This is a genomic window from Rhodococcus sp. NPDC003318, from assembly GCF_042879035.1.
Lineage (GTDB): Bacteria > Actinomycetota > Actinomycetes > Mycobacteriales > Mycobacteriaceae > Rhodococcus_G.
Genome location: NZ_JBIAOU010000015.1, coordinates 91,087 through 114,299 on the forward strand (window position 1 = coordinate 91,087; position 23,213 = coordinate 114,299).

The 23,213-nt window shown below is 66.2% G+C and carries 21 protein-coding genes and 2 pseudogenes; 10 read left to right on the forward strand and 13 right to left on the reverse strand.

Features of this window, described 5'->3' with window-relative positions:
- Positions 1-87 precede the first annotated feature (87 nt).
- Entirely contained in the window at positions 88-390 is a 303-nt protein-coding gene (locus ACFYVR_RS20745; protein WP_387476638.1) for a hypothetical protein, read from the reverse strand.
- 146 nt (positions 391-536) lie between these two features.
- Here ACFYVR_RS20745 and ACFYVR_RS20750 point away from each other — a divergent pair, with 146 nt between their 5' ends.
- Positions 537-1,106 carry a DUF4334 domain-containing protein gene (locus tag ACFYVR_RS20750; protein ID WP_387476640.1) on the forward strand — a complete coding sequence of 190 codons (570 nt, stop codon included), beginning with the start codon at positions 537-539 and terminating at the stop codon, positions 1,104-1,106.
- Positions 1,107-1,120: 14 nt separating this feature from the next.
- Here ACFYVR_RS20750 and ACFYVR_RS20755 read toward each other — a convergent pair whose 3' ends face one another.
- Complete coding sequence (locus tag ACFYVR_RS20755; protein WP_387476642.1) at positions 1,121-2,182, reverse strand: AAA family ATPase; 1,062 nt, start codon at positions 2,180-2,182, stop codon at positions 1,121-1,123.
- Positions 2,182-2,808, reverse strand: coding sequence for a nicotinamide riboside transporter PnuC (pnuC, locus tag ACFYVR_RS20760; protein WP_387476644.1), 627 nt, complete (start codon positions 2,806-2,808; stop codon positions 2,182-2,184). Before pnuC ends, ACFYVR_RS20755 begins: the two co-directional genes overlap by 1 nt.
- Positions 2,809-3,155: 347 nt before the next feature.
- Between pnuC and ACFYVR_RS20765 the strand changes: the two genes are divergently transcribed.
- Positions 3,156-3,851: an Ltp family lipoprotein gene (locus ACFYVR_RS20765; RefSeq protein ID WP_387476646.1), complete on the forward strand. Its 696-nt coding sequence runs from the start codon at positions 3,156-3,158 to the stop codon at positions 3,849-3,851.
- Positions 3,852-3,923: 72 nt separating this feature from the next.
- Here ACFYVR_RS20765 and ACFYVR_RS20770 read toward each other — a convergent pair whose 3' ends face one another.
- Genes ACFYVR_RS20770 through ACFYVR_RS20780 form a run of 3 tightly spaced genes read right to left on the reverse strand, consistent with a single transcriptional unit; the run spans position 3,924 to position 4,863 of the window.
- Positions 3,924-4,055: a hypothetical protein gene (locus tag ACFYVR_RS20770; protein WP_387476648.1), complete on the reverse strand. Its 132-nt coding sequence runs from the start codon at positions 4,053-4,055 to the stop codon at positions 3,924-3,926.
- Between the two features lie 11 nt (positions 4,056-4,066).
- Positions 4,067-4,681 (reverse strand): hypothetical protein, encoded by a 615-nt coding sequence (locus ACFYVR_RS20775; RefSeq protein WP_387476650.1) that lies wholly within the window; start codon positions 4,679-4,681, stop codon positions 4,067-4,069.
- Positions 4,682-4,734: 53 nt separating this feature from the next.
- Positions 4,735-4,863: a hypothetical protein gene (locus ACFYVR_RS20780; protein WP_387476652.1), complete on the reverse strand. Its 129-nt coding sequence runs from the start codon at positions 4,861-4,863 to the stop codon at positions 4,735-4,737.
- Positions 4,864-5,001: 138 nt separating this feature from the next.
- On the opposite strand from ACFYVR_RS20780, the gene ACFYVR_RS20785 reads away from it, so the two are divergent.
- On the forward strand, positions 5,002-5,691 hold the full coding sequence (locus tag ACFYVR_RS20785; RefSeq protein WP_387476654.1) for an SIMPL domain-containing protein: 690 nt from the start codon (positions 5,002-5,004) through the stop codon (positions 5,689-5,691).
- Between the two features lie 6 nt (positions 5,692-5,697).
- Here the strand turns inward: ACFYVR_RS20785 and ACFYVR_RS20790 are convergent, their stop codons facing one another.
- Both ACFYVR_RS20790 and ACFYVR_RS20795 read right to left on the reverse strand, forming a co-directional pair.
- Positions 5,698-6,273 (reverse strand): HNH endonuclease, encoded by a 576-nt coding sequence (locus ACFYVR_RS20790; protein WP_387476656.1) that lies wholly within the window; start codon positions 6,271-6,273, stop codon positions 5,698-5,700.
- Between the two features lie 333 nt (positions 6,274-6,606).
- On the reverse strand, positions 6,607-7,254 hold the full coding sequence (locus tag ACFYVR_RS20795) for a TetR/AcrR family transcriptional regulator (RefSeq protein WP_387476658.1): 648 nt from the start codon (positions 7,252-7,254) through the stop codon (positions 6,607-6,609).
- 83 nt (positions 7,255-7,337) lie between these two features.
- On the opposite strand from ACFYVR_RS20795, the gene ACFYVR_RS20800 reads away from it, so the two are divergent.
- The 3 genes and pseudogenes from ACFYVR_RS20800 to ACFYVR_RS20810 all read left to right on the forward strand — a co-directional run.
- Complete coding sequence (locus ACFYVR_RS20800; protein WP_387476660.1) at positions 7,338-8,303, forward strand: zinc-binding dehydrogenase; 966 nt, start codon at positions 7,338-7,340, stop codon at positions 8,301-8,303.
- 100 nt (positions 8,304-8,403) lie between these two features.
- Positions 8,404-9,174 carry a hypothetical protein gene (locus ACFYVR_RS20805; RefSeq protein ID WP_387476662.1) on the forward strand — a complete coding sequence of 257 codons (771 nt, stop codon included), beginning with the start codon at positions 8,404-8,406 and terminating at the stop codon, positions 9,172-9,174.
- Positions 9,175-9,426: 252 nt separating this feature from the next.
- Positions 9,427-9,585, forward strand: a pseudogene (locus ACFYVR_RS20810) (ISL3 family transposase); the annotation flags it as partial.
- Between the two features lie 168 nt (positions 9,586-9,753).
- Here the strand turns inward: ACFYVR_RS20810 and ACFYVR_RS20815 are convergent.
- The 4 genes from ACFYVR_RS20815 to ACFYVR_RS20830 are packed head-to-tail and all read right to left on the reverse strand — an operon-like array spanning position 9,754 to position 17,243.
- A complete protein-coding gene (locus ACFYVR_RS20815; RefSeq protein WP_387476664.1) occupies positions 9,754-10,482 on the reverse strand; it encodes a M48 family metallopeptidase in 729 nt (242 codons plus the stop codon).
- Positions 10,469-13,555, reverse strand: coding sequence for a type I restriction endonuclease subunit R (locus ACFYVR_RS20820; protein ID WP_387476666.1), 3,087 nt, complete (start codon positions 13,553-13,555; stop codon positions 10,469-10,471). Before ACFYVR_RS20820 ends, ACFYVR_RS20815 begins: the two co-directional genes overlap by 14 nt.
- The gene (locus tag ACFYVR_RS20825; protein ID WP_387476668.1) at positions 13,552-14,814 is read right to left on the reverse strand and encodes a restriction endonuclease subunit S; all 1,263 of its coding nucleotides are present in this window, start codon (positions 14,812-14,814) and stop codon (positions 13,552-13,554) included. Before ACFYVR_RS20825 ends, ACFYVR_RS20820 begins: the two co-directional genes overlap by 4 nt.
- Positions 14,811-17,243, reverse strand: coding sequence for a type I restriction-modification system subunit M (locus tag ACFYVR_RS20830; protein WP_387476670.1), 2,433 nt, complete (start codon positions 17,241-17,243; stop codon positions 14,811-14,813). The genes ACFYVR_RS20825 and ACFYVR_RS20830 overlap by 4 nt, the downstream gene beginning before the upstream one ends.
- Before the next feature lie 686 nt (positions 17,244-17,929).
- On the opposite strand from ACFYVR_RS20830, the gene ACFYVR_RS20835 reads away from it, so the two are divergent.
- The 4 genes and pseudogenes from ACFYVR_RS20835 (at position 17,930) to ACFYVR_RS20850 (ending at position 22,348) form a co-directional block, all read left to right on the forward strand.
- Positions 17,930-18,505, forward strand: coding sequence for a hypothetical protein (locus ACFYVR_RS20835; RefSeq protein ID WP_387476672.1), 576 nt, complete (start codon positions 17,930-17,932; stop codon positions 18,503-18,505).
- A 106-nt stretch (positions 18,506-18,611) separates the two neighbouring features.
- Entirely contained in the window at positions 18,612-19,949 is a 1,338-nt protein-coding gene (locus ACFYVR_RS20840; protein WP_387476674.1) for a hypothetical protein, read from the forward strand.
- A gap of 476 nt (positions 19,950-20,425) precedes the next feature.
- Positions 20,426-21,361: pseudogene (locus tag ACFYVR_RS20845) on the forward strand (ADP-ribosylglycohydrolase family protein); the annotation flags it as partial.
- A gap of 399 nt (positions 21,362-21,760) precedes the next feature.
- A complete protein-coding gene (locus ACFYVR_RS20850; protein ID WP_387476686.1) occupies positions 21,761-22,348 on the forward strand; it encodes an O-acetyl-ADP-ribose deacetylase in 588 nt (195 codons plus the stop codon).
- Here ACFYVR_RS20850 and ACFYVR_RS20855 read toward each other — a convergent pair.
- The gene (locus ACFYVR_RS20855; protein WP_387476676.1) at positions 22,345-23,097 is read right to left on the reverse strand and encodes a LuxR C-terminal-related transcriptional regulator; all 753 of its coding nucleotides are present in this window, start codon (positions 23,095-23,097) and stop codon (positions 22,345-22,347) included. The two genes, ACFYVR_RS20850 and ACFYVR_RS20855, sit on opposite strands and share 4 nt — an antisense overlap.
- Positions 23,098-23,213: the final 116 nt, after the last annotated feature.

The following is a 23,213-nucleotide window of genomic DNA, read 5'->3' on the forward strand; positions in this document are numbered from 1 at the left end:
CACGACGTAGCGGGTGGTGGCGTCGAGTGTCCAGTCCTCGACCGTCGGCCGCCGCGAGGAGCGACGCCGGATGCGACACCGTGAGACTCATGCCGGTGCATCCATGGTGTGCCGTGCGCCGGTGAAGTCGGCTTCGCTGACGTCGTAGTCGGCGGCGTTGCCGCGGGCGATGCGGGCGATGCGGGCGATCTCGCCGAGCATTCGGCACACGTTCCGCAGCCCGACCGCTGTCGCGCCCAGCCCAGCTGTGCACACGTCGTCGAATGCCGTGCCCGGCAGCGCCCCCTGCGCATCGGCGAACGGCGAACTCACGTCCACCGACGCGAGCGATCTCGACACCTCCGACACCGACTCCGCGAACGATCGCAGCATGTCGGGATCAACCTTCATCGGCACAACGCCCCCAACGTCGATTCCCGGGCGAGACAGTAGCGCACCCGTCCGACAGACCACATCGCACGTCGGTTCGACCGGTTTTCCTCCTCCTCGCCAGGCGCGTTGTGCAGAATGGTCGTTAACTACAGTCAGGAGGACCCATGTCGGTAGCCGAGCGGATCATCGTCGAGCAGCGCGCGTCGGTGGACGAGGCGCAGGCGGTGTTCGACGACGCCGCGCCCGTCGACCCCGACTTCATGATCGGAACCTGGCGGGGCGCCGAGCTGCGGACCGGCAACAAGATGGACGGCATGCTCGACGCCAGCGGGTGGTGGGGCAAGCAGTTCGTGGACGCGGAAACCGTTCACCCCCTGCTGTTTCCGTCTTCCGACGGCCGGTCGCTGTGGGCGCTGGATCCGAAGCGGGTGCCGTTCACTCTCCTGACGGCCGATGTCGTGCCGTCGTTCGACGGCAAGGACCTGTCGAAGCTCGTCACCACCGCTCGGCCGCTCGTGGCGACGCGGAAGCCCAAGGCGCGACTGCGCACCACCAACTTCCGCGGCGTCGACACCGCGACGATGATCTACGACGCCCATCCCATCAACGACGTGTTCCGCCGCATCGACGACGACACCGTCATCGGCTGGATGGACCTGCGCGACGCGGAGCGGCCGCACTTCTTCTCCCTACGCCGCGACGACTCACTCCCGGTCCGCGCCTCCTCGCGCTGATCCAACCTCCGCCGTCACAGCGGATCCGCGAACGTCACGTTCAGGCGCAGCGCCTGGTCGGTGACACGCACGGCCAGGTCGACCCGGTCGGCGAGGCCGCCGGTCAGCAGCACCCACGACCGGCCGGCCGCGGTGAGTGCATCCTCGAACCAGCCGGTCATGTCCGCGCGGACGTGCTCGCCGTCGCGAATCCCGTCCTGCACGAACGGAACTCCGACGTGGTCGGTGAGCAGGTACAGCGCGCGACGGTCCGGGGCGACTGCGTGCACGGACGTCCCGAGGTAGCGCCGCTCCCACACTGTCGTCGCGAAGGCGTCGGTGTCGCAGACAAGGACGGGTGACCCCGTGCGGGCAGCGGCGTCCTCGAGCCGCGTCTGCTCGGCAGCGATGCGCGCAAAGTCGGTGCCGGTCCACGTCAGGTCGTCCATCGACGCGTCCGGGTGCCGGCGTCGCAGCGCGTCGAGCTTGTCGTGCGTGGCCTGCCGCCCGTACTCGGGCACCCATTGCGTCCGGTTCCAGGCACTCCGGTAATGCCGGGCCAGCGCGCGGCTGACCGTGGTGGTGCCGGTCGACTCCGCGCCGACCACCACGATCCGAGTGGTGAGTCCGGCGCGGGCCGGGGCGTCGAGAGCCTCCCAGTGCCCGGCGAGGTCGGCGCGGCACGCGGTCCCCGAGACGGGATGCGCGACGCGTCCGGGGTCGACGCAGACGTGGACGGCCGAGAAGCGGTGCGCCAGTTCTTCTCCGTACTTCTCGCTGGAGACGACGGCGTCGACGGGCACCCGGGTGACACCCCGGACCGCGGCCCGCATCGCCGCCACCTGCGCCGCCCACACCGTCTCGGACCCGAGGTCCATCGGCGCGTCGCAGGCGATGCCGGTGACGGTCACCGACGGGTCGGCGGTGTGCGACTGCCGCATCCACGAGACCCGGTCGGCGAGGGGGATCGACTCGGCTGCCGACGCCATCACGACGACGGTGACGCGGTCGGCGACGGCGGCCGCCGAGCGAACGAGGTGGTGGTGCCCGGCGTGCGGCGGGTAGAACTTGCCGATGACGAGCGCGTGCCGGTACATCACGCCACCGCCACCAGCTCGGGCGCGGCGACCCGCGACCGCCGCCAGGCGATCAGCCCGCGGACGCACAGGATCAGGAAACCGGCGTAGAGCAGGGCCGTCAGCGTCAGGCCCTTGTGCACGTACAGCGGAATGTAAACCAGGTCGGCAGCGATCCACAGCAGCCACGATTCCCACCGTTTGGTCGCCTGCCCCCACGTCGCGAGCAGCGACAACACGGTGGTGACGGCGTCCCAGAACGGGACGGTCGAGTTCGTCGCGGTGTCGAGCAGCATCGTCAGCACGGCTGTGCCCGCGACACCGAGAGCAGCCAGCACCGCCCTCTCGCCGGCGCCGGTCCCCGCCACCGGCAGACGATCCCCGGCCGTGCCGCGAATCCAGTTGTGCCATCCCCAGATCGCGAGCGCGATGTAGATAATCTGCAGGGCGGAGTCGGCGTACAGGCCCGCGGTCGCGAACAGCAGGATCCAGACCAGGTTGTTGACGATCCCGATCGGCCAGTTCCACAGCGACTGCCGGCCGACCAGGTAGACGCACAACGCGCCGGTGACGAAGCCAAGCACCTCCGCCCAGGTCGTCGCGGCGCCAAACGCGGTGAACGCCGTCGAGTTCAGGAAGGCGACCATCGTGTCCCCCTTTCGGTTGTCGAACCGATTAGATCATTATTGCGCTAATGACGGCAAGCCTACGGCGGGCGCCCGCCCACGGAGGTCTGCCCGATCGAACCCACACCCGCCATTCCGTGTCTCACGAACAGACGACACGAGAGCCGCACTCGCGCCACTCCACCGTGCCTGTTCTCCGCTCTGGGCCCGCTCAGCGGCGTCAGCTATTCGACCGACACTCACGTTTCGGGAATTGTCGGCAATCCACCAGCACTGAAGAAACCTGTCGGAAGCGGTAGCTAATATTCGCTACTCCAAACTTTTTTCGTATCGATTCACGACTCCGTCGCAACTTCCGAGGAGAAACCATGACCGTCCCCCACCACCCGAACGCCTACCCTCCGCCACCACCTGGCTATCAGCCGGACACCCCGGCGAAGAAGCGGAAGAAGTGGCCGTGGATCGTCGGCGCCGTCGTTCTCGTCTTCGTCCTCGCCGCCGCCTTCGGCGCGGGAGACAAGAAGAAGGACGGCACGGCAACCGCGGCCGAAGCGAGTAGCCAGGCTTCAGCCACCGGCATCGCAACATCCAAGGCACCCGGCACCACGACGGTGCCGGTCATCGTCGCACCGGTCACGACAGTCGCGCCCGTCACCACCCTCGTGCCGGTCACCACCGTCGCGCCGGTCGCCCCCGCGCGGACCTACATCCCTCCGCTGACCACAGCAGTGCGTGCACCCGCAACCACGATCGCGCCTGCCCCGGCGAAGCCTCAGATCAGTTCCAGCCAGAGGAACGCCGTCCGGTCCGCCGAGCAGTACATCGACATGATGGCCTTCTCCCGCAGCGGCCTGATCGAACAGCTCGAGTACGAGGGCTTCTCCACCGAGGATGCGACATACGCGGCGGACAGCCTCAACGCCGATTGGAACGAGCAGGCCGCGCGGAGCGCTGAGCATTACCTCGAAATGACGTCGTTCTCGAAGTCGGGACTGATCGATCAGCTCGTATACGAAGGCTTCACGAGTGCGCAGGCCCAGTACGGAGCCGACGCCGCGTACTGACCGCCGCGGTCGGGCCGGGACGCCCTGATCTGAGTGTCCGTGCGGATGCGACTCGCGGTTCGCGGCGTGAGATCAGCGGTAGTCCCGGGCCCGGGCTCGGGCAGTGGCCGCGTCGGTACCGAGTTCAGCCCGCGCATCGGGGTTGAGCGCGTAGTGGCGGACGAGGTGGTGGAGCAGGACCGGGTCGACGGCGAACTTCGACATGTCGACCTCGATCAGGGGTACCGGCGGTAGCCGGTCCACCCGGTAGAGCCGCGTCCGGTATCACGTTCCCATGGAGCGTTCGCGTACCCGATCGCCAGCGTCTCCGGGAACTGGTACTGCACGGCTTTCGCACCCACGATCGCACTCCACGGGAGGTACGACTCGAAGCTCCACCCGCGATGCCGAATGCCCTCCCTCGACAGCTGAAGACCTCCACGCCGCACCCGCCCCGTCGCGATCGCGATCAGATAGCCGAAGGCGAACAGTCCCAGCGCCGCGGCGATCAGCGCAGCGCCCGGAAAGCCCGCGGCGTTGAGGAACAGCGCAACCGCTGCCCCGCCCGTCAGGCCCGCCATCACCGTCATGAGCGCTGCGAGCAGACCGAACAGCAGCGACGGCTGCCGAATCTCGGTGACGTCGCTGCCGTCGACGGTGGTCGTGCGGATGTCGACATCGGTCCCGGACTGGCGACGCATGACGACTCCGGTCACGACACTCAGCACCAGTAGGAAAGCGAACAGGAACGCGAAAAGGGCAGGTACATACCAGCCTTCGGCGATGCATCCGATGGCGGCGATCAACAGGAACAGCGCTAGCAGCCCGCACGCTCCAGCTGCGGCAGTCACCCCGCGGCCGCTCCCCCGGTCCAGCCACTCCGTTTGGGCGCCCGAGCTGGTCGTCAGAATGCAGCATTCCAGGTGTCCTTCACCAGATCGCCGATTGCCATCGCGGTCTTCGCAACCGCGTCGACCGCGCTGCCGGCCTCGGTGAGAAGAGTGGTGATGTTTTCCAGTGCTGCCGGGTCCACGTGCAATGTCGATCCCAAACCGTCCCCCTGTTCGGTACTTGCCCGGTCCCCCGACCGGAAGGGAGATCCTAACCGGTTTCACGAACGGCAGTTCCACGCGCCGCCCGACGCGCGGATGACCCCTGGCACACTTCCTGTATGAGCCCGAACCCGATCGCCATCACCGTCACCGGCCACGCCGAGCGCGAGTTCGCCCCGAACCGCTGCACCGTGGTGCTGCGGGTGTACGCGGACGGCGCGACGCGGGAGGCCGCCGCCGAGCCGGCCGCGGCGGCGATCGCGACGGTCACCGAGCAGGTGATCGCGCTGCGCGAGCAGGACGACAGCCCCGTCAAGCGGTGGACGCTCGACGAGATCCGGCACACCCGGCACCGCCCCTACAGCCAGAGCGGCAAGCCGAAGCCGTGGGTGTACCAGTCGTCGGCGTCGATCACGGTGACGTTCAGCGACTTCCGCGGCATCGGCGCATTTGTCGAGCGGGCCGCCGAGAGCGAGGCCGTGAACGTGGAGCACCTGCGGTGGTGGGTCAGCCGCAAGGCGCAGGCGCGGCGGCTCGCGAAGGTACGTCACCTCGCCGTCCTGGACGCCATCACGAAGGCGCAGGGCTACACAGAGAGCCTCGGATTCGGCACGTTCCAAGCCGTCGCGATCGCCGACCCCGGCATGCTCGGCGTGGCGCCGCCTCCTACCGCCCGCCCGGTCGGTGCGCCGATGATGCGGGCCGTCGCGACGCGGCTGGACGCCCCCGCCGGCGCCCCCGAGCTGGTGCTCGAGCCCGACCGGATCACCATCGTCGCCGACATCGAGGCCCGGTTCGAGGCATCGTGACGGACGTCAGTTCGGAGGGTGGGTCGTGGCGCTGAGCCGGTACTCCCCCCGTGTGTGGACTGTCGCCCGGTACCACCTGGCGAGGTACTTGTCGGCGAACAGATCCGGATTCGCCTCGAGATAGCCAGTGAACCATCCAGACAATCCGTCCCACTGCGTGTAGTCGCCGGGAGGGCTGAGCGTCCAGCCGAGCTCCTCGAGTGTCCAGTGTGCCTTCGCCGAGTTCCGCAGCATCGATGTCGATACCCAGTTCGACTCCTCGTCGGCGCCCCCGCGAGCGACTGGAACGAGATGGTCAATCGTCGGAAACAGCTCCCAGAATGCGAAGTGGGACTGGGACATCAACCAGTTGGGATGTGCAGGAAACTCTCCCGGCATGATCACCGAAAGTGCACGCAGCGCAGCTGGGTGAACCAGTTTCGTTCCGCTGTAGCGATCGAGGAATCCGTCACGGTAGAAGACCCGCAGACACTGCCTGTCGGTGTACCGGCGTGACGACTTCGCTACCGGAGTAAACGGATACTCACGTCCCAGAATCAGGCGTCCCTCCTCCAGGTCGCCGGCGTCGACGGCGGCCACCACGCGTGCGAGAATCTCGGCTCTCGCCGCGGGCGCGGCGCCGTCGATGTTCGGGATATCCGGGCTCTCACTGGACATGATCAGTGGAATGGGACGAGTTCGAACCCTGGCGCGCGGTCATGCGTCCTCCTCCGGACCAGACACAGTCGTGGGCCGACAGCGAAACATTGCAATTGGTCCGGATTCTAACCAGGCGGTATGGGATCTGCGCTCTCTGCGGTTGGAGCACACTCGAGGGCCATGCGCCTGGGCCTCCTGAGCCCCGCTTGCCAGGCAGTCTGGGGTTATGTCGTCGGGCATCAGTGACACCGGCGGATGACGCTCACACGCCGTGACCTACGTGGAAGTCTTCCTCCGGCCCGTCGTGACAGCGATGCCGAGCTTCGGGGCACGAGGAAGGCGCCCGTGCGCGGTCGATGCCCGGAAGCCGTCGATCGCGAGCGCGGCGTACCGGCGGGCCGCCGCCTGTCGGCTGTCCAGTGGCAGCGACGCCAGCCCGCGGGCGGCCACCAGCACCAGCACGACGTCGTCGATGACGAAGTCCGGGCGCAACTCCCCGGCCGCCTGAGCCCGCCAGGCCAGTTCGGCGACCTTGCGGAACAACGTCGCGCGGTGCGCGGCGAAGCCGCCGGCCTCCCGGTCCTCGGACATGAACGCCTCGACGAAACCGTGGTTGCGGACGTTGACGACGACGGTCTGTTCGATGACCGTGCAGAAACCCCGCCACGGGTCCGGGTCGGCGGCGCCGTCGTCGACGATGTCCCGGCAGGCCCGCAGTTCCTGCGCGAATGCCTCCTCGACGAGGTCCTGTTTGGTCGGGAACCGGCGATACAGGGTCGCGGGGCCGACACCGGCGCGGCGCGCGATCTCCCGCATCGTGACCGCCAGCCCGTGCTCGGAGAACAGTGCCTTCGCGGCGTCCATCACTCGGTCGCGGTTGTCCTGGGCGTCGGCGCGCAGCATGTGAGGCAGTTGGTCGGTCATGACTCTCACTTCCCCTAAGTGGACGGGACCGTCCACTACGTTCGCGAGAGAAGCTTACCGACGCAACAGAAATGGAGCCACCCATGCGGGCGATAGCGATACGACGATTCGGAGATCCCGACGGCATGGAGGTGATCGACGTCCCGGAACCTGAACCCGGACCCGAACAGGTCGTGCTGCGCACCGAGGCGATCGGGGTCGGCGGGGTGGACGCCGTCATCCGTCGCGGCACCCTGGCGGGCTACGGATTCACCGAAGGCCTGATCCCCGGCAGCGAGGTCGCCGGCACCGTGACGGCGGTCGGCGACGGTGTCGACGCCTCGTGGGTCGGGCGCCGGGTGTGGGCGTTCACCGGCACCGGCGGTGGGTACGTCGAGCAGGCCGTCGCCCGGGTCGACGATATCGTCGCGCTGCCCGACGAGCTGACGTCGATCGACGCGGTCACCGCCGGAAGTTCCTCCACCGTCGCGTATTTCGCGTTGACGCATGCACGCTTCAACGCCGGGGAGTCCGTGCTCGTCCGCGGTGCGGCAGGCAGCATCGGCATCGCGACGGTCGAACTCGCCGCCCGCGGCGGCGCCGGCGCCATCGCCGTCACCACCTCCTCACCCGAACGCGGCCGGCGGCTTGCCGACCTCGGCGCGACCCACGTCCTCGACCGCTCCGGCGCCGGCGACCCGTCCGCCCCGGAGTCCTTCGACGTGATCATCGACATCGTCGCCGGCAACGACCTCCCGCTCTTCATCGACCGGCTCGCACCAAACGGCAGGTATGTCCTCGTCGGGCTCGTCGCAGGTCCGCCGCCGGCGGACTTCGGCACCCGGCTGATGAGCTCGTTCCAGCAGTCCCGCACGTTCTCCACCTTCAGCCTTGACACCGTCCCCGTCGCCGAGCGGGACCGCGTGCGTGCCGAGCAGCTCGCCGCCACGGCCCGCGGCGACCTGCACGCGGTCGTACACCAGGTCCTCCCCCTGGAGAAGGCCGCCGACGCGCACCGGCAGATGGACGACGGCACGGTTATCGGCCGGATCGTCCTCACCCCGAACTGAGAGAACAGATCACCCACGCTTTGCTCCGTGCCGCGCTTTGCCGGCGCGCCGTACGGCGAGGCGCGGTCGTCCTGGCGGCACTCGCTGCCATCATGTCCGCATGCATCCGTTCGACGAGGGTTTCGAGCCGCCCGAGGACTGCGTGCTGTGGTGCAGCACGCGGCAATACGACATTCACGTCCTCGACGACGGCGCCGTCGTCGACCTGGACTGGTGGAATCGGCACCTCGACCGCGGCGAGCACGAGATCCGGCTCAAGGGTCGGGACCTGGACGGCCGCGTCGTCAGCGGCGGCAAGGCAACGATCCTGCGCAACGACCTGCGTCTCGGCAGCGAGCTCGTCGACACCGACCACGCCGGGCTCGGCCTGCTGTTCCTGTGCGCGGCGTGGCAGTCCGGCCACACCAGCCGGCAGGTGCGGCGCCGATTTCCGGACGTCCGAAACCCGCACGCCGCGAAGGGCACCGACCCGCTCGGAACCATCAAGGCCGTGCTCGACCACTGCTCGAAGCACAAGCGGCTGCCCGACGTCCCGGGCGGCTCGTGGTCGGGGTGGCCGGACACACCGGGTGTCGGCGTGGTGCTCCTCGCCGCGTACCTGTCGGCGGTCGGCGCGACCGTCGACACGCGGGCCGCCCAGTTGGTCGACCAGCACGGCGTGTCCACCCTCATCCACCAGGGCTGGCTGGAGAACCCCGCGGTCACCGGCTTCACACTCCGCCGGTACACCCGCTACGTCGACGTCCTCGACTCCTGGGCCGCACAGGCGCAGACCCGGCCCGAACTCGTCGAACGCTGGCTCGTCGAACGCTGGGCCGCACGCCTGCACGAGGCGCGGACCGGGGCGCTGGCCGAACCGACCCTGTTCTGACGCGAGGCTCGCGCTCGGTGTCGTCTGCTGCTACGTCGGTACACCCCGGGCAATCGGGTCTCCTGCAGATGCCAGAGGCCACCGTCCTCCGGCATCTGGAACTCCGGCAGCGCGAGAACATCCGACTTCGGTGGACCGTTCAACCCCAGAATCATTCGAGCGAGTGCTGTTGTCTCGCATCGCCCGGTCGCGATCGACGCCAGCATCCCGTTGTAGATCAGATCCCACAGGGCCGGGTTGGCGTCCAGCACCTTCGTTGACAATCCTCGGACACTGCGGCCCCGTCGAGGCATCAACGGCCGACTCGAGCACCTGCGTGGCATCGCCCACGGATTCCGCAACCTCGACCACTACATCGTGCGGTCGTTGATCCACTCCGGCCAGCTTCAGGAACGGACCAACGCACTCTGAATCAGGAAGAGCCACTAAATCTATGCAAGTCAGGACGTCTTGAGGTCCCCACTTCTCACGCTGGACATCTGTCTACCCTCCGTCGATCGGGAAGAGAAACTTTGCAAAGCCTTCCATGGCGCAAGCGAGCAGGTGCCGAGTACTTCGTTCCAAGAGCTGAGGGCCCAGTCAGGCCCCAACCCACGTTTCATGGCTGAGTGGCGCGCCGTTGAGCTCCTTGCGCCGCTCGCGCCAGTCGGACATGTGTTGGTCCATCAGCGTGATGAACCGCTCACCGTGGTGGCGTTCGAAGTAGTGCGTCATCTCGTGGACGACGATGTACTCCAGGCACTTTGGATCCTTCTTAGCAAGTTCGACATTGAACCAGATGTGTCGGGTCTCGCGGTTGCAGGATCCCCACTTGGTCTTCATTCGTCGGATCGTCCACTTCGGCACCGTCACGCCGAGTTCCTGCTCCCATTTGGCGACGAGGACGGGAATCGCCTGTCGGAGTTGGTCTCGGTACCACTTGTCGAGGTAGCCGCGACGCTTCTCGGCCTGGGTGTCAGTGGGCACGTAGAGCACTAGTCTCTCGCCGTCGATCTCGAAGTGTGCCCGTCCCGGCCGCTCGACGACCTTGAGCCGGCGACGAACACCCCACAGGTAGTGTGATTCGCCGGTCACCATCTCCCGCTCGGACTGCCGCGCGGCGGAGCGCAGCTGTTCGCGCTGTCGTCTGATCCACGACAGTCGCTGGATCACCGCCAGACGCACCTGGTCGTCGTCGAATCGCTCCGGCGCGGCGACACGGACGCGGCCCATCGGTGGGTAGACGCCGATGTGCAGGTTCTTGATGTCCTTGTAGACGACATCGATATCGATGCCGCGGACGGTGAGATACGCCTTAGCGGTACTCATCCCGCGCCTTTACCAGGTCGAACAGTTCGTCTAGTCGGTCGAAGTCATCGGGAAGGACACTCTTGATCGCCCGTTTGACGACCTTCTCCTTCATCGTATTGCCCACCCAGTCGTGCGGCTTGCTCGTCAGGACCGCGGTGTCGACCCGGATCGGCATCGCCGGGTCGGGCCAGCCGAAGTCGATCAGGGCTCGGCGCGCGCCGTTGTCCGCCCAGTCGGGATACTGGGTGTCGGATTCCCGGGTGCCGAGTTTCTTGGCGGCGTCGAGGAGCTTGGCCAGGTACTCCTGGTAGTCGATGGCCTGCTGGCGGCGCTGTTCGATGATCGCGTCAAGTAATTCGCTCATCTTGTCGTAGTACTTTGGGTTCATCGCCCGCTCGTCGACGATCACCTTGCGCATGTTGTTGGCGATCGTCTCCGCCACAGCGTCAGAATCCTTCTTGATCCCGGCAGGCAGCTTGTCGATCGCCCCGACCCCGAGCTTGACGATCAGCTCGATCAGACCCGTATCCGCGAAGTCGGAGACCACCTCGGAGGCGCCGGCCTGAATGTAGGTGTCGAGCAGGAACCGCATGCCGGCCTCGTACTGCTTGAAGTCGACGTCCTCACCGGCCCCGAGTTTCACCTCAGCGCGCACGTCAATGTAGTGCGCGATCTCTTCTCTGATCACCTCGGCCTCGACCTGCGTGTAGCCGGCGGCGGTCATCTCGTTGGCGATGTTGCTGTAGGCGCGGGTGACCGCGGCAACCGCCTTGTACAGTTCGACGCGCTTGGGCTCGTTGGCCTTGAGTTGGGCTGCGTTGCCCTGCTCGAGAGCGCAGAAGTACTGCTGGTACTGGAGTGTGTTCTTCGGTGGCGCAACGGGTTCGACAAGGCCTCGGATGCGTTCGAGGGCGTCGTCGAGGTTCTCGCGGGCCTTGTCGACGCGGTCGGAGAGCAGGCCCTCGATGTCGGTCTTCTCGTAGCCGTCGAGCGCGCCGGAGGTGTAGTCGGTGATCGCGGTTTCGAGTGAGTTGAACAGGTCCTGGTAGTCGACGATGTAGCCGTAGTCCTTGTCGTCGCCGTCGAGGCGGTTGACGCGGCAGATGGCCTGGAACAGGCCGTGGTTCTGCATCTTCTTGTCGATGTACAGGTAGGTGGCACTCGGTGCGTCGAAGCCGGTCAGGAGCTTGTCGACGACGATCAGCAGCCGCATCTGGCCAGGGTTCTCGATGAACTGGCGTTTGACTACCCGCTCGAACTCCTCGACCTTGCCGACTGCTATGTCCTCGGATTCGGCGAAGTAGTCGGCCAGCATTCTGCGGTAGATCTCGTACTGGCGGATCTTCTCGGTCTTGCCGGCGCCGGCGTCTTCCTTGGCGATGTCACTCGCATTTGGGGTGTAGCTGGTGACGATGGCGCACTTGCCCTTGAAGCCGGCCGCGACGAACAACTCATAGAACTTGCACGCCTGATAGATACTCGAGCCGACCAGTATGGCATTGCCGCGGCCGTCCATAAGGCGGGGCTTGGTCGCCATGTCCTTGAGGATGTCGGCGACGATCTTCTCGGCTCGGGACCGGCTGGTGAGGACCTTCTGCATGGTGCCCCAACGCTTCTTGAGCTCGGCCTTGGACAGATCGGTCATGCCCTGGGTCTGGGCCTCGAACCACTCGTCGACAGCCTTGGGAGAGTCGAGTCGCTGGTCGATGTTGCGGGGTTCGTAGCGCAGATCGAGCACCACACCGTCGGCGACGGCCTCGTTGAACCTATAGGTGTGGATGAACGAGCCGAACGTTTCGATGCTGGTGGCCTTGTCCGCCTTCAGCAGTGGGGTGCCGGTGAACCCGATGAACATCGCCCCCGGTAGGAGCGCCTTCATCGCGGTATGCATGGTGCCGGACTGGGTACGGTGGGCCTCGTCGACGAAGACGAAGACGTTGCCCTTGGCCTTGAAGTCCTTCGGGATGCGGGCGCGCAAATCGTCGAGGAACTCGGCGGTCGCCTCATCACGGTCGGCCTCGTTGTCGGTGCCGCGGAACTTGTGGACGAGTGAGCAGATCAGCCACTCGGTCGATGCGTTGAGCGTGCCGATGAGGTCGGCGCCGCTGCGGGTGCGGTAGATCTGCTCGTTGACGCCGCCGAAAACCTTCTCGATCTGCTCGTCTAGTTCGGTGCGGTCGGTGATGATCAGGACCCGGGCGTCGGACTGGTTCTCGCGAATCCATTTCGCCAGCCACACCATCGTCAGGGACTTGCCCGAGCCCTGGGTGTGCCAGATGATGCCGCCTTCACGCTGGGCGATCCGCTCTTGCGCAGCTTTGACACCGAAGTACTGGTTGTGACGCGGGCCCTTCTTGATGCCCGCATCGAAGACGATGAAGTCGTGGATCAGCTCGAGCAGGCGCTCCTTGTTGCACATCTGCAGCAGCGCCCGGTCGAGCCGGTCTTCGATGTCGGAGGGCTCTTTCCACTCGAGCCAGTACTTCTCCGGGGTGTCAATGACTCCGTAGCGTAGGCCTTCGACGTCGTTGCCGGCGAAGACGAACTGCACCGTCGAGAAGAACGACCGGATGAACTCCGGATGCTGGTTGCCGATAGTCTGCCGGATACCTTCGGAAACAGCAACTTTGGAGCGCTTGAGCTCAAGCGTGGCCACGGCCAGGCCGTTGACGTAGAGCACCACGTCGGGACGCTTGATGTGTTGGCCGGCGACGGTGACTTCATCGGCAACAGCAAATTTGTTGAGCTGTGGGTGTTCCCAGTCGACCAGCCAGACAGTCTCGGTCTGCTCACCGACACCGGGCTTGACCTTCACGCCATAGCGCAGCAGCCGGTAGACATCCCGATTCGCCTCGTAGAGATCGTGGCCGGCACCGACCGCCGCGGCCTTTCCCAGCTGGTCGAGAGCACGGGTGATGAGGTTGTCGTTGTAGCCGCGAGCCTTGAGGTTCTGGACGAGCAGGCCGGTCTCGATGTTCGAATTACCATCGCGGCGCTCCCAGTTCCCGAGGTACTCGTAACCAAGCTGGTCACGAAACAGCGCGACTATGCGATTCTGGGCTTTCCGTTCAATCTGCCCGACGTCACTCACGACACAGCCTCCACCTGTAGACGCGTGCGTCCGGTCAGAAGTTGCTGCATCATTCCGGTCTTGATGGCGCGGGCTTTGGCGAGACGCGAACGCAAACTGAGGAGCTCAGTATCGCCGTCGCTGAGCACCTGAGAAATAGCACCTTGCTCCTCGAAGCTTGGCATGGGACACGTGAAGCCCTCGACATCCCCTGGTCGCAGATTGTTTATGCTAGATCCAGAAAGGATGACGTCAAGCCACGAGCGAAACGCGTGCGTTTTCAACAATCCCGCAACGTATATCGGGGAAGCTTCTTTGCCGATCACTCGGAATGCACCCATGAACGCTCCAAACGTGTACCTCGGATCACTGGAATGATCAAATAGCGCCGACTTCCCAACAAGTGCACGGCTTCCGTTAGCCATGCAGACGACGATGTCACCCCGCTTGAGAATCTGGTCCGACCGGACGCGTCGCTCGTGCACGTATTGCAGTCCATCGAGTTCGATAAGGCCGTCCTGTACGTTGTTCGCACGCAAAAGTCGAACGGTAAATGGTCGATCGACGGTCGACAGGTCCACACCTGGCTCGTAGCCGACTCCGCGAATGCATTTCCCTACCGAGCCAAGTGAGCGCACGGTCCACGGCGCGGTAAACCCCGGCAGGCGGGTGCGGCCTGTCAGGAGCTGCTGCATCTTACCCTGCTTGATCGCCTGCTTCTTGGCAATTAGGCGTTCGAGGGTGGCGATCAGGTCGTCAGTGTCGCGAAGGGTCTGTGCAATCCGTGACTGCTCAGACCGCGACATCGGAATTGGAATCTCGAACTGTTTGATTCGACCAAGCGCAAGCTTGGGTTGTGCACCAACCGTCCGGATGGAGTCGATCTCGTTCTGAATTGGCTCGCCGAGTAGCGAGTACATCAAGTAGTCAACATCGCAAGTGATCGAAGTTATTCGATCAGCGTTCTCGGTGAGATTTGCTCCATCGAGATCTGCAGGAACGCGGCCGACGATTCCGAGGGTTCCCGCCACACTGATGAAGATGTCGTTCTTGAAGATTCGATAAGCGCGGATCAACGGAGCCACGTCTTCGGGCACGAAGCGGAGCTCGGATATATCGACCCGTCCCTGTTGCATGTCAGTGACTCTTATGTATGGGTGCGCGGTTGGTGTCTGAGTAAGAGACCGCCCCTTCGGCAACCGCTTCCCGCCTCGTACGCTCCCGAGTGACCCGATCGTACGGATCTCCCAATCGTCGGTCAGTGCGGTTACGTCGCTCATTTGACCCCCATCGCAGCTAGATGCCCCTCAACCTTGGCTTCAAGATTGCTGAGCTCAGAGTTGAGGTCCTCAACGGTCGCTGCGTAGCGTTCACCGAGCTGCTGGATGCGCGTGACCAGTCCGAGCGTCAATGCTTCTACCTCACCGGCGACACGTCGCGCAACGGTCGCGTGCCACTTGTCATCGAGTACAAGCTTCTTGATGTCATTCTCGGTGAGGTCGCCGTACTTCTTGAGTGTGGCGAGGTCGAGCTCAGCCTGGGCATCCTTAGCAGCCTTCTTGGCAGCTGCTTCGGCGTTGTACAGCTTGGTTACCTGCTGTAGCGCCTTGATCTCATCATGATCGCCGCCGACCTTGATCACCTTCAGTCGCGTAGCGACGAGCGCCTTGGAAATCTTGTCGTCCTCCATAGCATCGGCGAGCGAGCCGTCTTCAACGGCATGTTCTTCAATATATTCCTCGACGGCGCGCGTAGATTCTTCGGCGGCGGCGGTGAGGTTGTCGGCCTTGACCTGCTGGTCAGCGAAGTAGCGGGCCACGATTAGGGCCGGCGAGATGAGGTCCATCTTGTACTTCTGGGCGTTCTTGCCGCTGCCGATAGTTAGGTCGGGTTCTTCGGTGAGCTTGCGTTCTTTGTCGTTGATCGTCAGGCGCGGTACGGCCGCACCCTGCCAGCCTTCGGCCATGATCAGGTAGACGTCATCGTGCACGGTGTCGTGCCAATAGGTCATGAGCTGCTCGTAGACGTCGTACTCGTCGAGCAGCGGCATCCGCGCGAAGCGTGCCAGCAGGTTGTCGCTGATGGTCGCTATCAGTTCATTCGGGGTGGTGTTGGCATTGACGCCGGCCAATGCGTCACGGTGCGTCGCGAACCAGTCTTCGACAATGCCGGCGGCTTCGTCACGCAGTTTGTGGAAGCTAACTGCGTCGAAGATGGCTTGTTGCACTGCACTGACGTCGATGCCCAGGTCGCTATAGCCGGGTCGATTCGGTGTGAAGATCTGGCTACGCAACTGAGGGAAAGCGTCCCAGTAGCTCTGAAGTGCGTCAAGGTCACGGTCGGGGATGCCGCCGTACAGGTGGGCGCTGAGGTCCTGCAGGTCTTCGGGCTCGGAGGAGTCGATGTAGCGCGGAATATTGAGGTTGTAGTCGTTCCTTGGATCGGCGATCTCACTCATCGGCACCATGCGTGAGTAGCGGTCGATCTCGATCTGCTTGTTGAAGGTGTCGACAACCTTATGCAGGTCCTGGCTGCGGAGACGATTCTTGTTGCCATCCTTCATGAAGCCCTTTGATGCGTCGATCATGAAAACACCCGTACGCGCCTGCGCATTCTCCTTGTCGAGAATAACCACACATGCCGGAATGCCTGTGCCGTAGAACAGGTTTGACGGCAAGCCGATGACACCCTTGATGAAGCCCCGCTTGAGCAGACGGGTGCGAATAGTGGCCTCAGCGTTGCCGCGGAACAGCACGCCGTGCGGCAGGATGATCGCGGCCTTGCCGGTGCTCTTCAGCGACGTGAGCGCATGCAGCAAAAAAGCGTAGTCGCCGTTCTTCTCCGGCGGTCGGCCATATTCGAAGCGGCCGTAGTCATTCTCAAGTCCATTGGTCCAGGACTTCACCGAGAACGGCGGGTTCATGACGATGAAGTCGAACGGCTGCAATCGCTCGCCGGCGGTGACGAACTTCGGGCCGGTAATGGTATCGCCCTTGGCGATCTCGGCAATCTCGTTGCCATGCAGGATCATGTTCATCTTGGATAGCGCCCAGGTGGCGTTGTCCTTCTCCTGGCCGTAGATCGTCATGCCCCGCGGCGCCTCGGCAGCCGCCTTCAGCAGTAGCGAGCCGGAGCCACAAGCGGGGTCATAGACGGTCTGATCCTGGCGGGTGGCCGGACCGATGCCGACCACCTTAGCGAGGATACGAGAGACCTCAGCCGGCGTGTAGAACTGGCCCTTACTCTTGCCGGACTCGGTGGCAAAGTGGCGCATCAAGTACTCGTAGGCGTCGCCGAGCAGGTCGTCGCCCTCTGCGCGCGAGCCCCGGAAGTCGAGGTCGTTGAAGATGGTAACGAGCTTGGAGAGGCGGTCCTGCATCTCCTTGCCCTTGCCGAGCTTCTCCTCGTCGTTGAAGTCAGCCTGGTCGATGACGTTGCGCAGGTCGTTGGCCTCGGCGAGCTTGGCGATGATCTTGTTGAAGCGGTCGCCAATCTCCTTGTCGCCTTTCGCGGCGAGCATGTCCTCGAACGAGCCGCCGTTAGGTACCTCTATGAGGCTGTTCGAGTCGGCCTTGGCCTTGTCAGACACGTACTTCACGAACAGCAGCGTCAGGATGTAGTCCTTATACTGGCTGGCATCCATGCCGCCACGAAGCTGGTCGCAACTTGCCCATAGCGACGAGTACAGATCCGACTTCTTGAGCGCCACGTTTCGCCTTCCGCTGCATCCTGAATGCCGTCGGCAGCCGCCGACGACTCGATACTGCCGCACCTCCGCGTGAAATTCTCCCACCTCGATCGGTGCGGCACGCAGGGCACTGGAGCGATCTCGACAGCGCGGTGAAACGGGGCCGCAGCCTCCCACCCACCCAAAGTGGGACACAGGGGCTTCTGGGCAACAAAGAACGAGGTCACGACCTCTTTCGAGTTCGTGACCTCGTTCGTCACAGTTTGTGGGACTGCGCGGTTCCAGCGGAGCGGAGAACCTTTCGTTGAGGATGTCGAGCCATGTTCTTCGCTCGCCGCAGTCGGCTGTCCCGCCGGTACGTTGGTGGGACGAGTCCGAAGCCGACCTCCAGCGAGTATCCACACACCAGGTCGATCAAAGGTCGATGACCTGCTGGATCACGTGCTTGCAGCCGCAGCGACGGGGCCCGAACGGTCAACTCCAGTGCGAGCTTCCCAGGCAGCACCGCAACGGTAGCCGTGGGGCGGGCTTCGATCCCGATCGTCGGCCAAGCTACGCCGGACCGTACCGCTAGCCTGAAAGCGCGCATCGTCTCGCTCCGCGACCACTTCCGACAGAGCCCCGTATCGAGCCAGGGACAGCACGGCGCGCTACGGTTGACGGCGCATCTGCCATCACCCGCGCGTTCGGCGCAGAAGAGGGACATCATGAGCGACGAGGACAACCTCCCCCTGCAGCTCGACGGCGCGTTCGCCGTGGCCACGGAGGATCGCGATCAGCTGCGTGACCTGGCGGTCCGCGCGTTGACGGAGCTGCTCGGCGAGGCGCCGGCCGTCGACGAGGACGGCGACATCGTCGTCCCGGTGCACGGGTTCGCGCTGTACGTGACGGTCGCGGAGGACGGGCCGCAGCTGCACGTGTGGTCGTCGATCGTGGACGGCGTCACCCACCGTGCGGCCGCGGCGGCGGAGCTTCTCGACCTCGGTGAGCAGTGGCCGCGGCTGCGGTTCGCCGTGGACCGCGAGCACGTCCTCGTCTCGACGCTGTTCGATGCGGACCCGTTCGCGCCGCAGCACCTGCTGAACCTGGTCGAGGAGATCCACGATCTCACCCACGACCTGGACGACGACTTCGCCGCGAAGTTCGGCGGCACCCTCGACTGCGACGCCGACGACGTCAGCTACGCCGGCGACTGCAACACCGGCGGCTGCGGCGACGACTGCGCCTGCGGCGACGGTGGCCACCTCGGCGACACGATCCCCGTCGGCGAACCCGGACGCTGACCGCCTCCGACCACGACGCGGCCCGGTTCTGTAGGTGCCGCGCGATAGCCTCCCGTCAGCTCGTGCACCCCTGGGTGCACGAACTGACGGCCTGAAGGGGGATGCAGTGTCCGACGTCGAAAAGTTCGACCACGCAGTCGAACTGGCGTGGCGGATGTTCCGCGGTGCGCTCGCCGACCACGTCGGCGCCATGCGCGACGACGACATCCTCGTCGTCGAACTCCCCGACCGCGACGACACCGCCGACGGCTACGCCCCGTGCGTGCAGTTCCTCGGCTGGGCACGCGGACAGGTGCGCTGCGAGGTGCCGTCCAACGCATTCCTCGCCCCCCGCTTCGCTCTCTCCCCCGACGCCGAGTCGCTGCTGCTCGAACTGGGCTGGCAGCCACCCACCTGCGCCCCCGACGAGGAATCGGCGGACGGATCGCCGGCATTCTTCCTCGACCGCCCCTCCCGCTTCTCCGACCAGCTCGCCGCGATGGCCGTCACCGTGTTCCGCGAGATCTGGAGCGTTCCGCACCCCAGCTTCCTGCGCATCGACACCGCCGGCGAGGCACCCGAGTCCCCCGTCGCCGCGCTGACGTCGACACCACCCGAGGTCACCGACCTCGAACCGATGCTGGCCGTGACGCCCCGCGACCCCGACCACCTGCGCCGCCTCGTCGAGAACACCCTCACCGACGTGCTCGGCGAACTCCCCGCCACCGACGCCGACGGCGACTTCGTGCTGTCCGTCGAGGGCCACTCCGTGTTCGTGGTGCCGCACCCGCGCGAACCGGTCGTCCGGCTGTGGGTGCCGCTCCTCTACCGCATCGGTGGACGCACCCGCGCCGCCGAGATCGTCGCCGACCTGACCGCGCAGTGGTCGCACATCCGGTTCGTGCTGCGCGAGGACCGACTCAACGCCGTCGTCGAGATCCCCGGATTCCCGTTCGTGCCACGGCATCTCACCGACCAGATCGACCGCGTCTCCACCTTCCTCGGCACCGTCGACCAGGCGTTCGCCGCCCGCTTCGACGCCGTCGGACACCGCGCCACCGCCGCCGCGGACCACGAATGCGAACCGGAGATCCCCGCCGCACTCCTCACCCTCGTGCAGCTGGTGCTCTACGCCCGCGACAGCCTCGACGACGACACGGTCGCCGAGATCTGCGACCGCGACCGCGCCACCGTCCTCGACTACCTGCGCATCGCCGCCGAGCAGAAGTCCGAGTGGCGCGACAACCTCACCAAGGCCCGGGACGCCGACGAGACCGACGAGATCGACCTCTGCGAGAGCGAACACTCCGCCTGGTCGCAGACCCACGACGCGCTGCGGGGCGCGCTGCGCGTCGTCACCTTCTCCCGCCCCGGCGACCACCCGGCCCCGCCGGCACCCGCGCCGCGGCAGGCGACGCTGTTCGACGACCCCGACGAGCTCACCCTCTTCGACGAACCGAACTGACCGACTCGTCCCGATCGCCCGCGATGTCCGGGTGACGTCCCGCACCGACCCAACCACTGGCCGAGGCGTCGCGGAAAACCGCCCTGCCGGAACAGCCTGCGGCACCGCCCACTTCGCCGGGTCCTGAGATTCGCTCAGCGCAGTCGAGCGCTGGGTCGACCACGGCGAAGGCCCCACCGATCCGGTCACCTACGACGCGACCGACCGCTCGCGTCCGCTGTCCGAGTACCCCCACGTGGCCGCGCTACACGGGCACCGGAAGCATCGACGACGCAACCAGTTTCGAGTGCGCAGCCCCATAACGGTCATCACCCGCTCCCTCGACGGCTGAAGGTCACCTTCGTGCGGCCTGACCGCATGAAGGTGACCTTCAGCCGAGGGGGGAAGTGGGTGCTGTCGTAGCGGCGGCGGACCCACCTTGCCACTTAGCGCATATTCGATCTATAGTTTGCTCAGACTTGATCGAAGGAGCTTCGATGGACCTCACGACCAGCCAGAGCGACCGCGCCGCCGGCGTGCTGCTCGCCACCGCCGCGGGCGACGCGCTCGGCGCGGGCTACGAGTTCACCCACCCCTCCGCCGAGGCGACGATCGACATGATCGGCGGCGGTCCCTTCCACTGGGCACCCGGAGAATGGACCGACGACACCGCGATGGCCGTCGCGATCGCCGAGGTCGCCGCCACCGGTGCCGACATCGGCCGCGGCACCGGCCTCGACGCCGTCGCGGCGCAGTTCGTCCGCTGGTACGACTCCGAGCCCGCCGACATCGGCAACCAGACCCGCGCGGTACTGGGCCACCGCCCTGCGTCCGCGGCGGCGATGCAGGCGCGCGCCCGCGAGCTGACCGGCCGCACGGGCGGCAACGGGTCCCTCATGCGGACCGCGCCGGTCGCCCTCGGCTACCTCCACGACGCCGCGGCCTGCGCGCACGCCGCCGCGCAGATCGCGTCACTGACCCACGACGACCAGCGCGCGATCGAGGCCTGCCAGATCTGGACGCACGCCATCCGGCACGCCGTGCTGCACGGCACCTTCGACGGCGTCCGCCACTACCTCGCCACCGCACCCGCGGACGTCGCGGCGTACTGGTCGCCGCTGCTCGACCAGGCCGAAACCGGCTCTCCCGCAGACTTTCCTAACAACGGCTGGGTGGTGCACGCGCTGCAGACCGCGTGGTGGGCGATCACCACCACCGACGCGTCCGACGCCCGGCACCTGCAGCGCGCGCTCGAGGCCGCGGTCCGCGCGGGCGGCGACACCGACACCACCGCCGCCATCGCGGGCGGCCTGCTCGGCGGGCGGTGGGGCGCGTCCGCGGTCCCGGCGCGGTGGCGGCGCATCCTGCACGGCTGGCCCGGACACACCGCGTCGGACCTGATGCGGCTGGCGACCCTGACCGCGAACGGCGGCCGCGACGACCGGCACGGATGGCCGTCCGTGAAGGTCCTCGACTACTCCCGTTTCCCGGGGACCGGGCACGTCGCGGTGCACCCGCACGACGACGGCGTCCTCCTCGGCGGCGTGGATGCCGTCGCCCGCGGCGGCGTCGATGCGGTGGTCAGCCTGTGCCGCATGGGAACTCGGCAGGTGTCGACCGAGCACGTCGAGTTCCGGCTCGTCGACGGCGGCCACGACGAGAACCCGAACCTCGACTTCGTCGTCGACGACGCCGCCCGCACCGTGCAGGCGCTGCGCGCCGAGGGCAAGAAGGTGCTGCTGCACTGCGTGCAGGCGCACAGCCGCACCCCGTCCGTGGCCGCCCGCTACTCCGTCCTGCTCCGGCGCGATCCGCGCGACGTCCTGAAGGCGATGCCGTGGGCGCGTCCGAAGCCGGAACTGTGGGCGGCCGCCACGGCCCCCGAGTACCAGCCCCGGCGCGCTGCAGCCGGGCCGCGGATTGGCGTCGTCCGGGGCGACATCACCACGATGCGCGTCGACGCGATCGTCAACGCCGCGAAGCCCTCCCTGCTCGGCGGCGGGGGCGTCGACGGCGCCATCCACCGCGCGGGCGGCCGCGACATCCTCGCCGCCTGCCGGCTGCTGCGTGAGACGACGCTGCCGGACGGGCTCGCCGTCGGTGCGGCGGTGGCCACGACCGCGGGCCGGCTGCCGGCCACGACGCTCATCCACACGGTCGGGCCGCGCTGGTCCCCGGACGACGACCGCTCCGCGCTGCTGCGCGCCGCCTACACCCGCAGCCTCACTCTCGCCGCGTCCCTCGGCGCGAAAACCGTGGCGTTCCCGCTCATCTCGTCCGGCGCCTACGGCTGGCCCAAGGACGACGCGATCCGGCAGGCGATCGACGCCATCCGCTCGAGCCGCACCACCGTCGAGGTCGTCACCCTCGTCGCGTTCAGCGCCGACACCGAGGCGCTGATCCGCCGCGCGCTGGGCTAGTCTCCGGAAGGCTGGTCTTCCGCCTCATCGCGTCGGGACTGGGCGACCCACACGGCGATCTGCGCTCGCGAGTTGAATCCCAGTTTCACGAGCAGGTGTTCGACGTGCCCCTGCGCGGTGCGTGGGGAGATCACCAGGCGTGCGGCGATCTCCTTGTCGGTCAGACCCTCGGCCACCAGGTCCGCGACCTCGAGTTCGCGTTTCGTCGGTCGCGTCGAGCGGCCGGTGCCGGACGTCCGCGAGCGTGGGCGTTCCTCGCCGAGTGCGAAGTCGACGGCGTCGTGGAACCCGAGCTCGGCTCCCTTGCGGCACGCTTCCTCGAACACCTTCTCGCCGAGCTTGTTTCGCACGTCCCGCTCGCACGCGTCCTGGAACAGGCTCAGGCCGGGCACGACGACCTTCGTGCCGCCGGCCGACCGGGTGACCCCCTCCGCTGCGCCCATCAACACGGCGGCGCGCCGCGGGTCGTTGTTGTCCACCGCGACCCACGACATCGCCTGCATGCACATGCCCGTGTTCAACCGGTCGTTGATCTTGCGCCCCAGTTTCAGTGCCTGCTTCAGGAGCTCTGCGGGTCGCTCGTGGTCGCCCAGGTTCCACCTCGCGATGGCCAGCCCCCACACCAGGTACGACTGATAGTTCGTTTCCCCGTGCCCTTCGGTGATGCGCAGTGCCCGCTCGTAGTTCTCGATCGCCCGGGGCGAATCGGTCATGAACTCGAGCGTCAACCCGAGAGTGATCATGGCCATGACTTCCATGCGCAGGTACTGGTAGGACTTTGTTAGGTGGGGAAGGTGTGGTGGCAGGTCGGGCAGGTCCCGATCCAATAGGCCAGTGCGCGTTGGAGTTTGCGTACGACGGCGTA

Coding starts and splice junctions, on each gene's coding strand:
- ACFYVR_RS20805 (WP_387476662.1), top strand. CDS start 8,404: ATGCATCCGTTCGACGAGGGTTTCGAGCCGCCCGAGGACTGCGTGCTG.
- ACFYVR_RS20825 (WP_387476668.1), bottom strand. CDS start 14,814: ATGAGCGACGTAACCGCACTGACCGACGATTGGGAGATCCGTACGATC.
- ACFYVR_RS20815 (WP_387476664.1), bottom strand. CDS start 10,482: ATGAGTACCGCTAAGGCGTATCTCACCGTCCGCGGCATCGATATCGAT.
- ACFYVR_RS20850 (WP_387476686.1), top strand. CDS start 21,761: ATGCCGTGGGCGCGTCCGAAGCCGGAACTGTGGGCGGCCGCCACGGCC.
- ACFYVR_RS20835 (WP_387476672.1), top strand. CDS start 17,930: ATGAGCGACGAGGACAACCTCCCCCTGCAGCTCGACGGCGCGTTCGCC.
- ACFYVR_RS20800 (WP_387476660.1), top strand. CDS start 7,338: ATGCGGGCGATAGCGATACGACGATTCGGAGATCCCGACGGCATGGAG.
- ACFYVR_RS20785 (WP_387476654.1), top strand. CDS start 5,002: ATGAGCCCGAACCCGATCGCCATCACCGTCACCGGCCACGCCGAGCGC.
- ACFYVR_RS20770 (WP_387476648.1), bottom strand. CDS start 4,055: ATGTCGAAGTTCGCCGTCGACCCGGTCCTGCTCCACCACCTCGTCCGC.
- ACFYVR_RS20855 (WP_387476676.1), bottom strand. CDS start 23,097: ATGGCCATGATCACTCTCGGGTTGACGCTCGAGTTCATGACCGATTCG.
- ACFYVR_RS20795 (WP_387476658.1), bottom strand. CDS start 7,254: ATGACCGACCAACTGCCTCACATGCTGCGCGCCGACGCCCAGGACAAC.
- pnuC (WP_387476644.1), bottom strand. CDS start 2,808: ATGGTCGCCTTCCTGAACTCGACGGCGTTCACCGCGTTTGGCGCCGCG.
- ACFYVR_RS20755 (WP_387476642.1), bottom strand. CDS start 2,182: ATGTACCGGCACGCGCTCGTCATCGGCAAGTTCTACCCGCCGCACGCC.
- ACFYVR_RS20765 (WP_387476646.1), top strand. CDS start 3,156: ATGACCGTCCCCCACCACCCGAACGCCTACCCTCCGCCACCACCTGGC.
- ACFYVR_RS20745 (WP_387476638.1), bottom strand. CDS start 390: ATGAAGGTTGATCCCGACATGCTGCGATCGTTCGCGGAGTCGGTGTCG.
- ACFYVR_RS20750 (WP_387476640.1), top strand. CDS start 537: ATGTCGGTAGCCGAGCGGATCATCGTCGAGCAGCGCGCGTCGGTGGAC.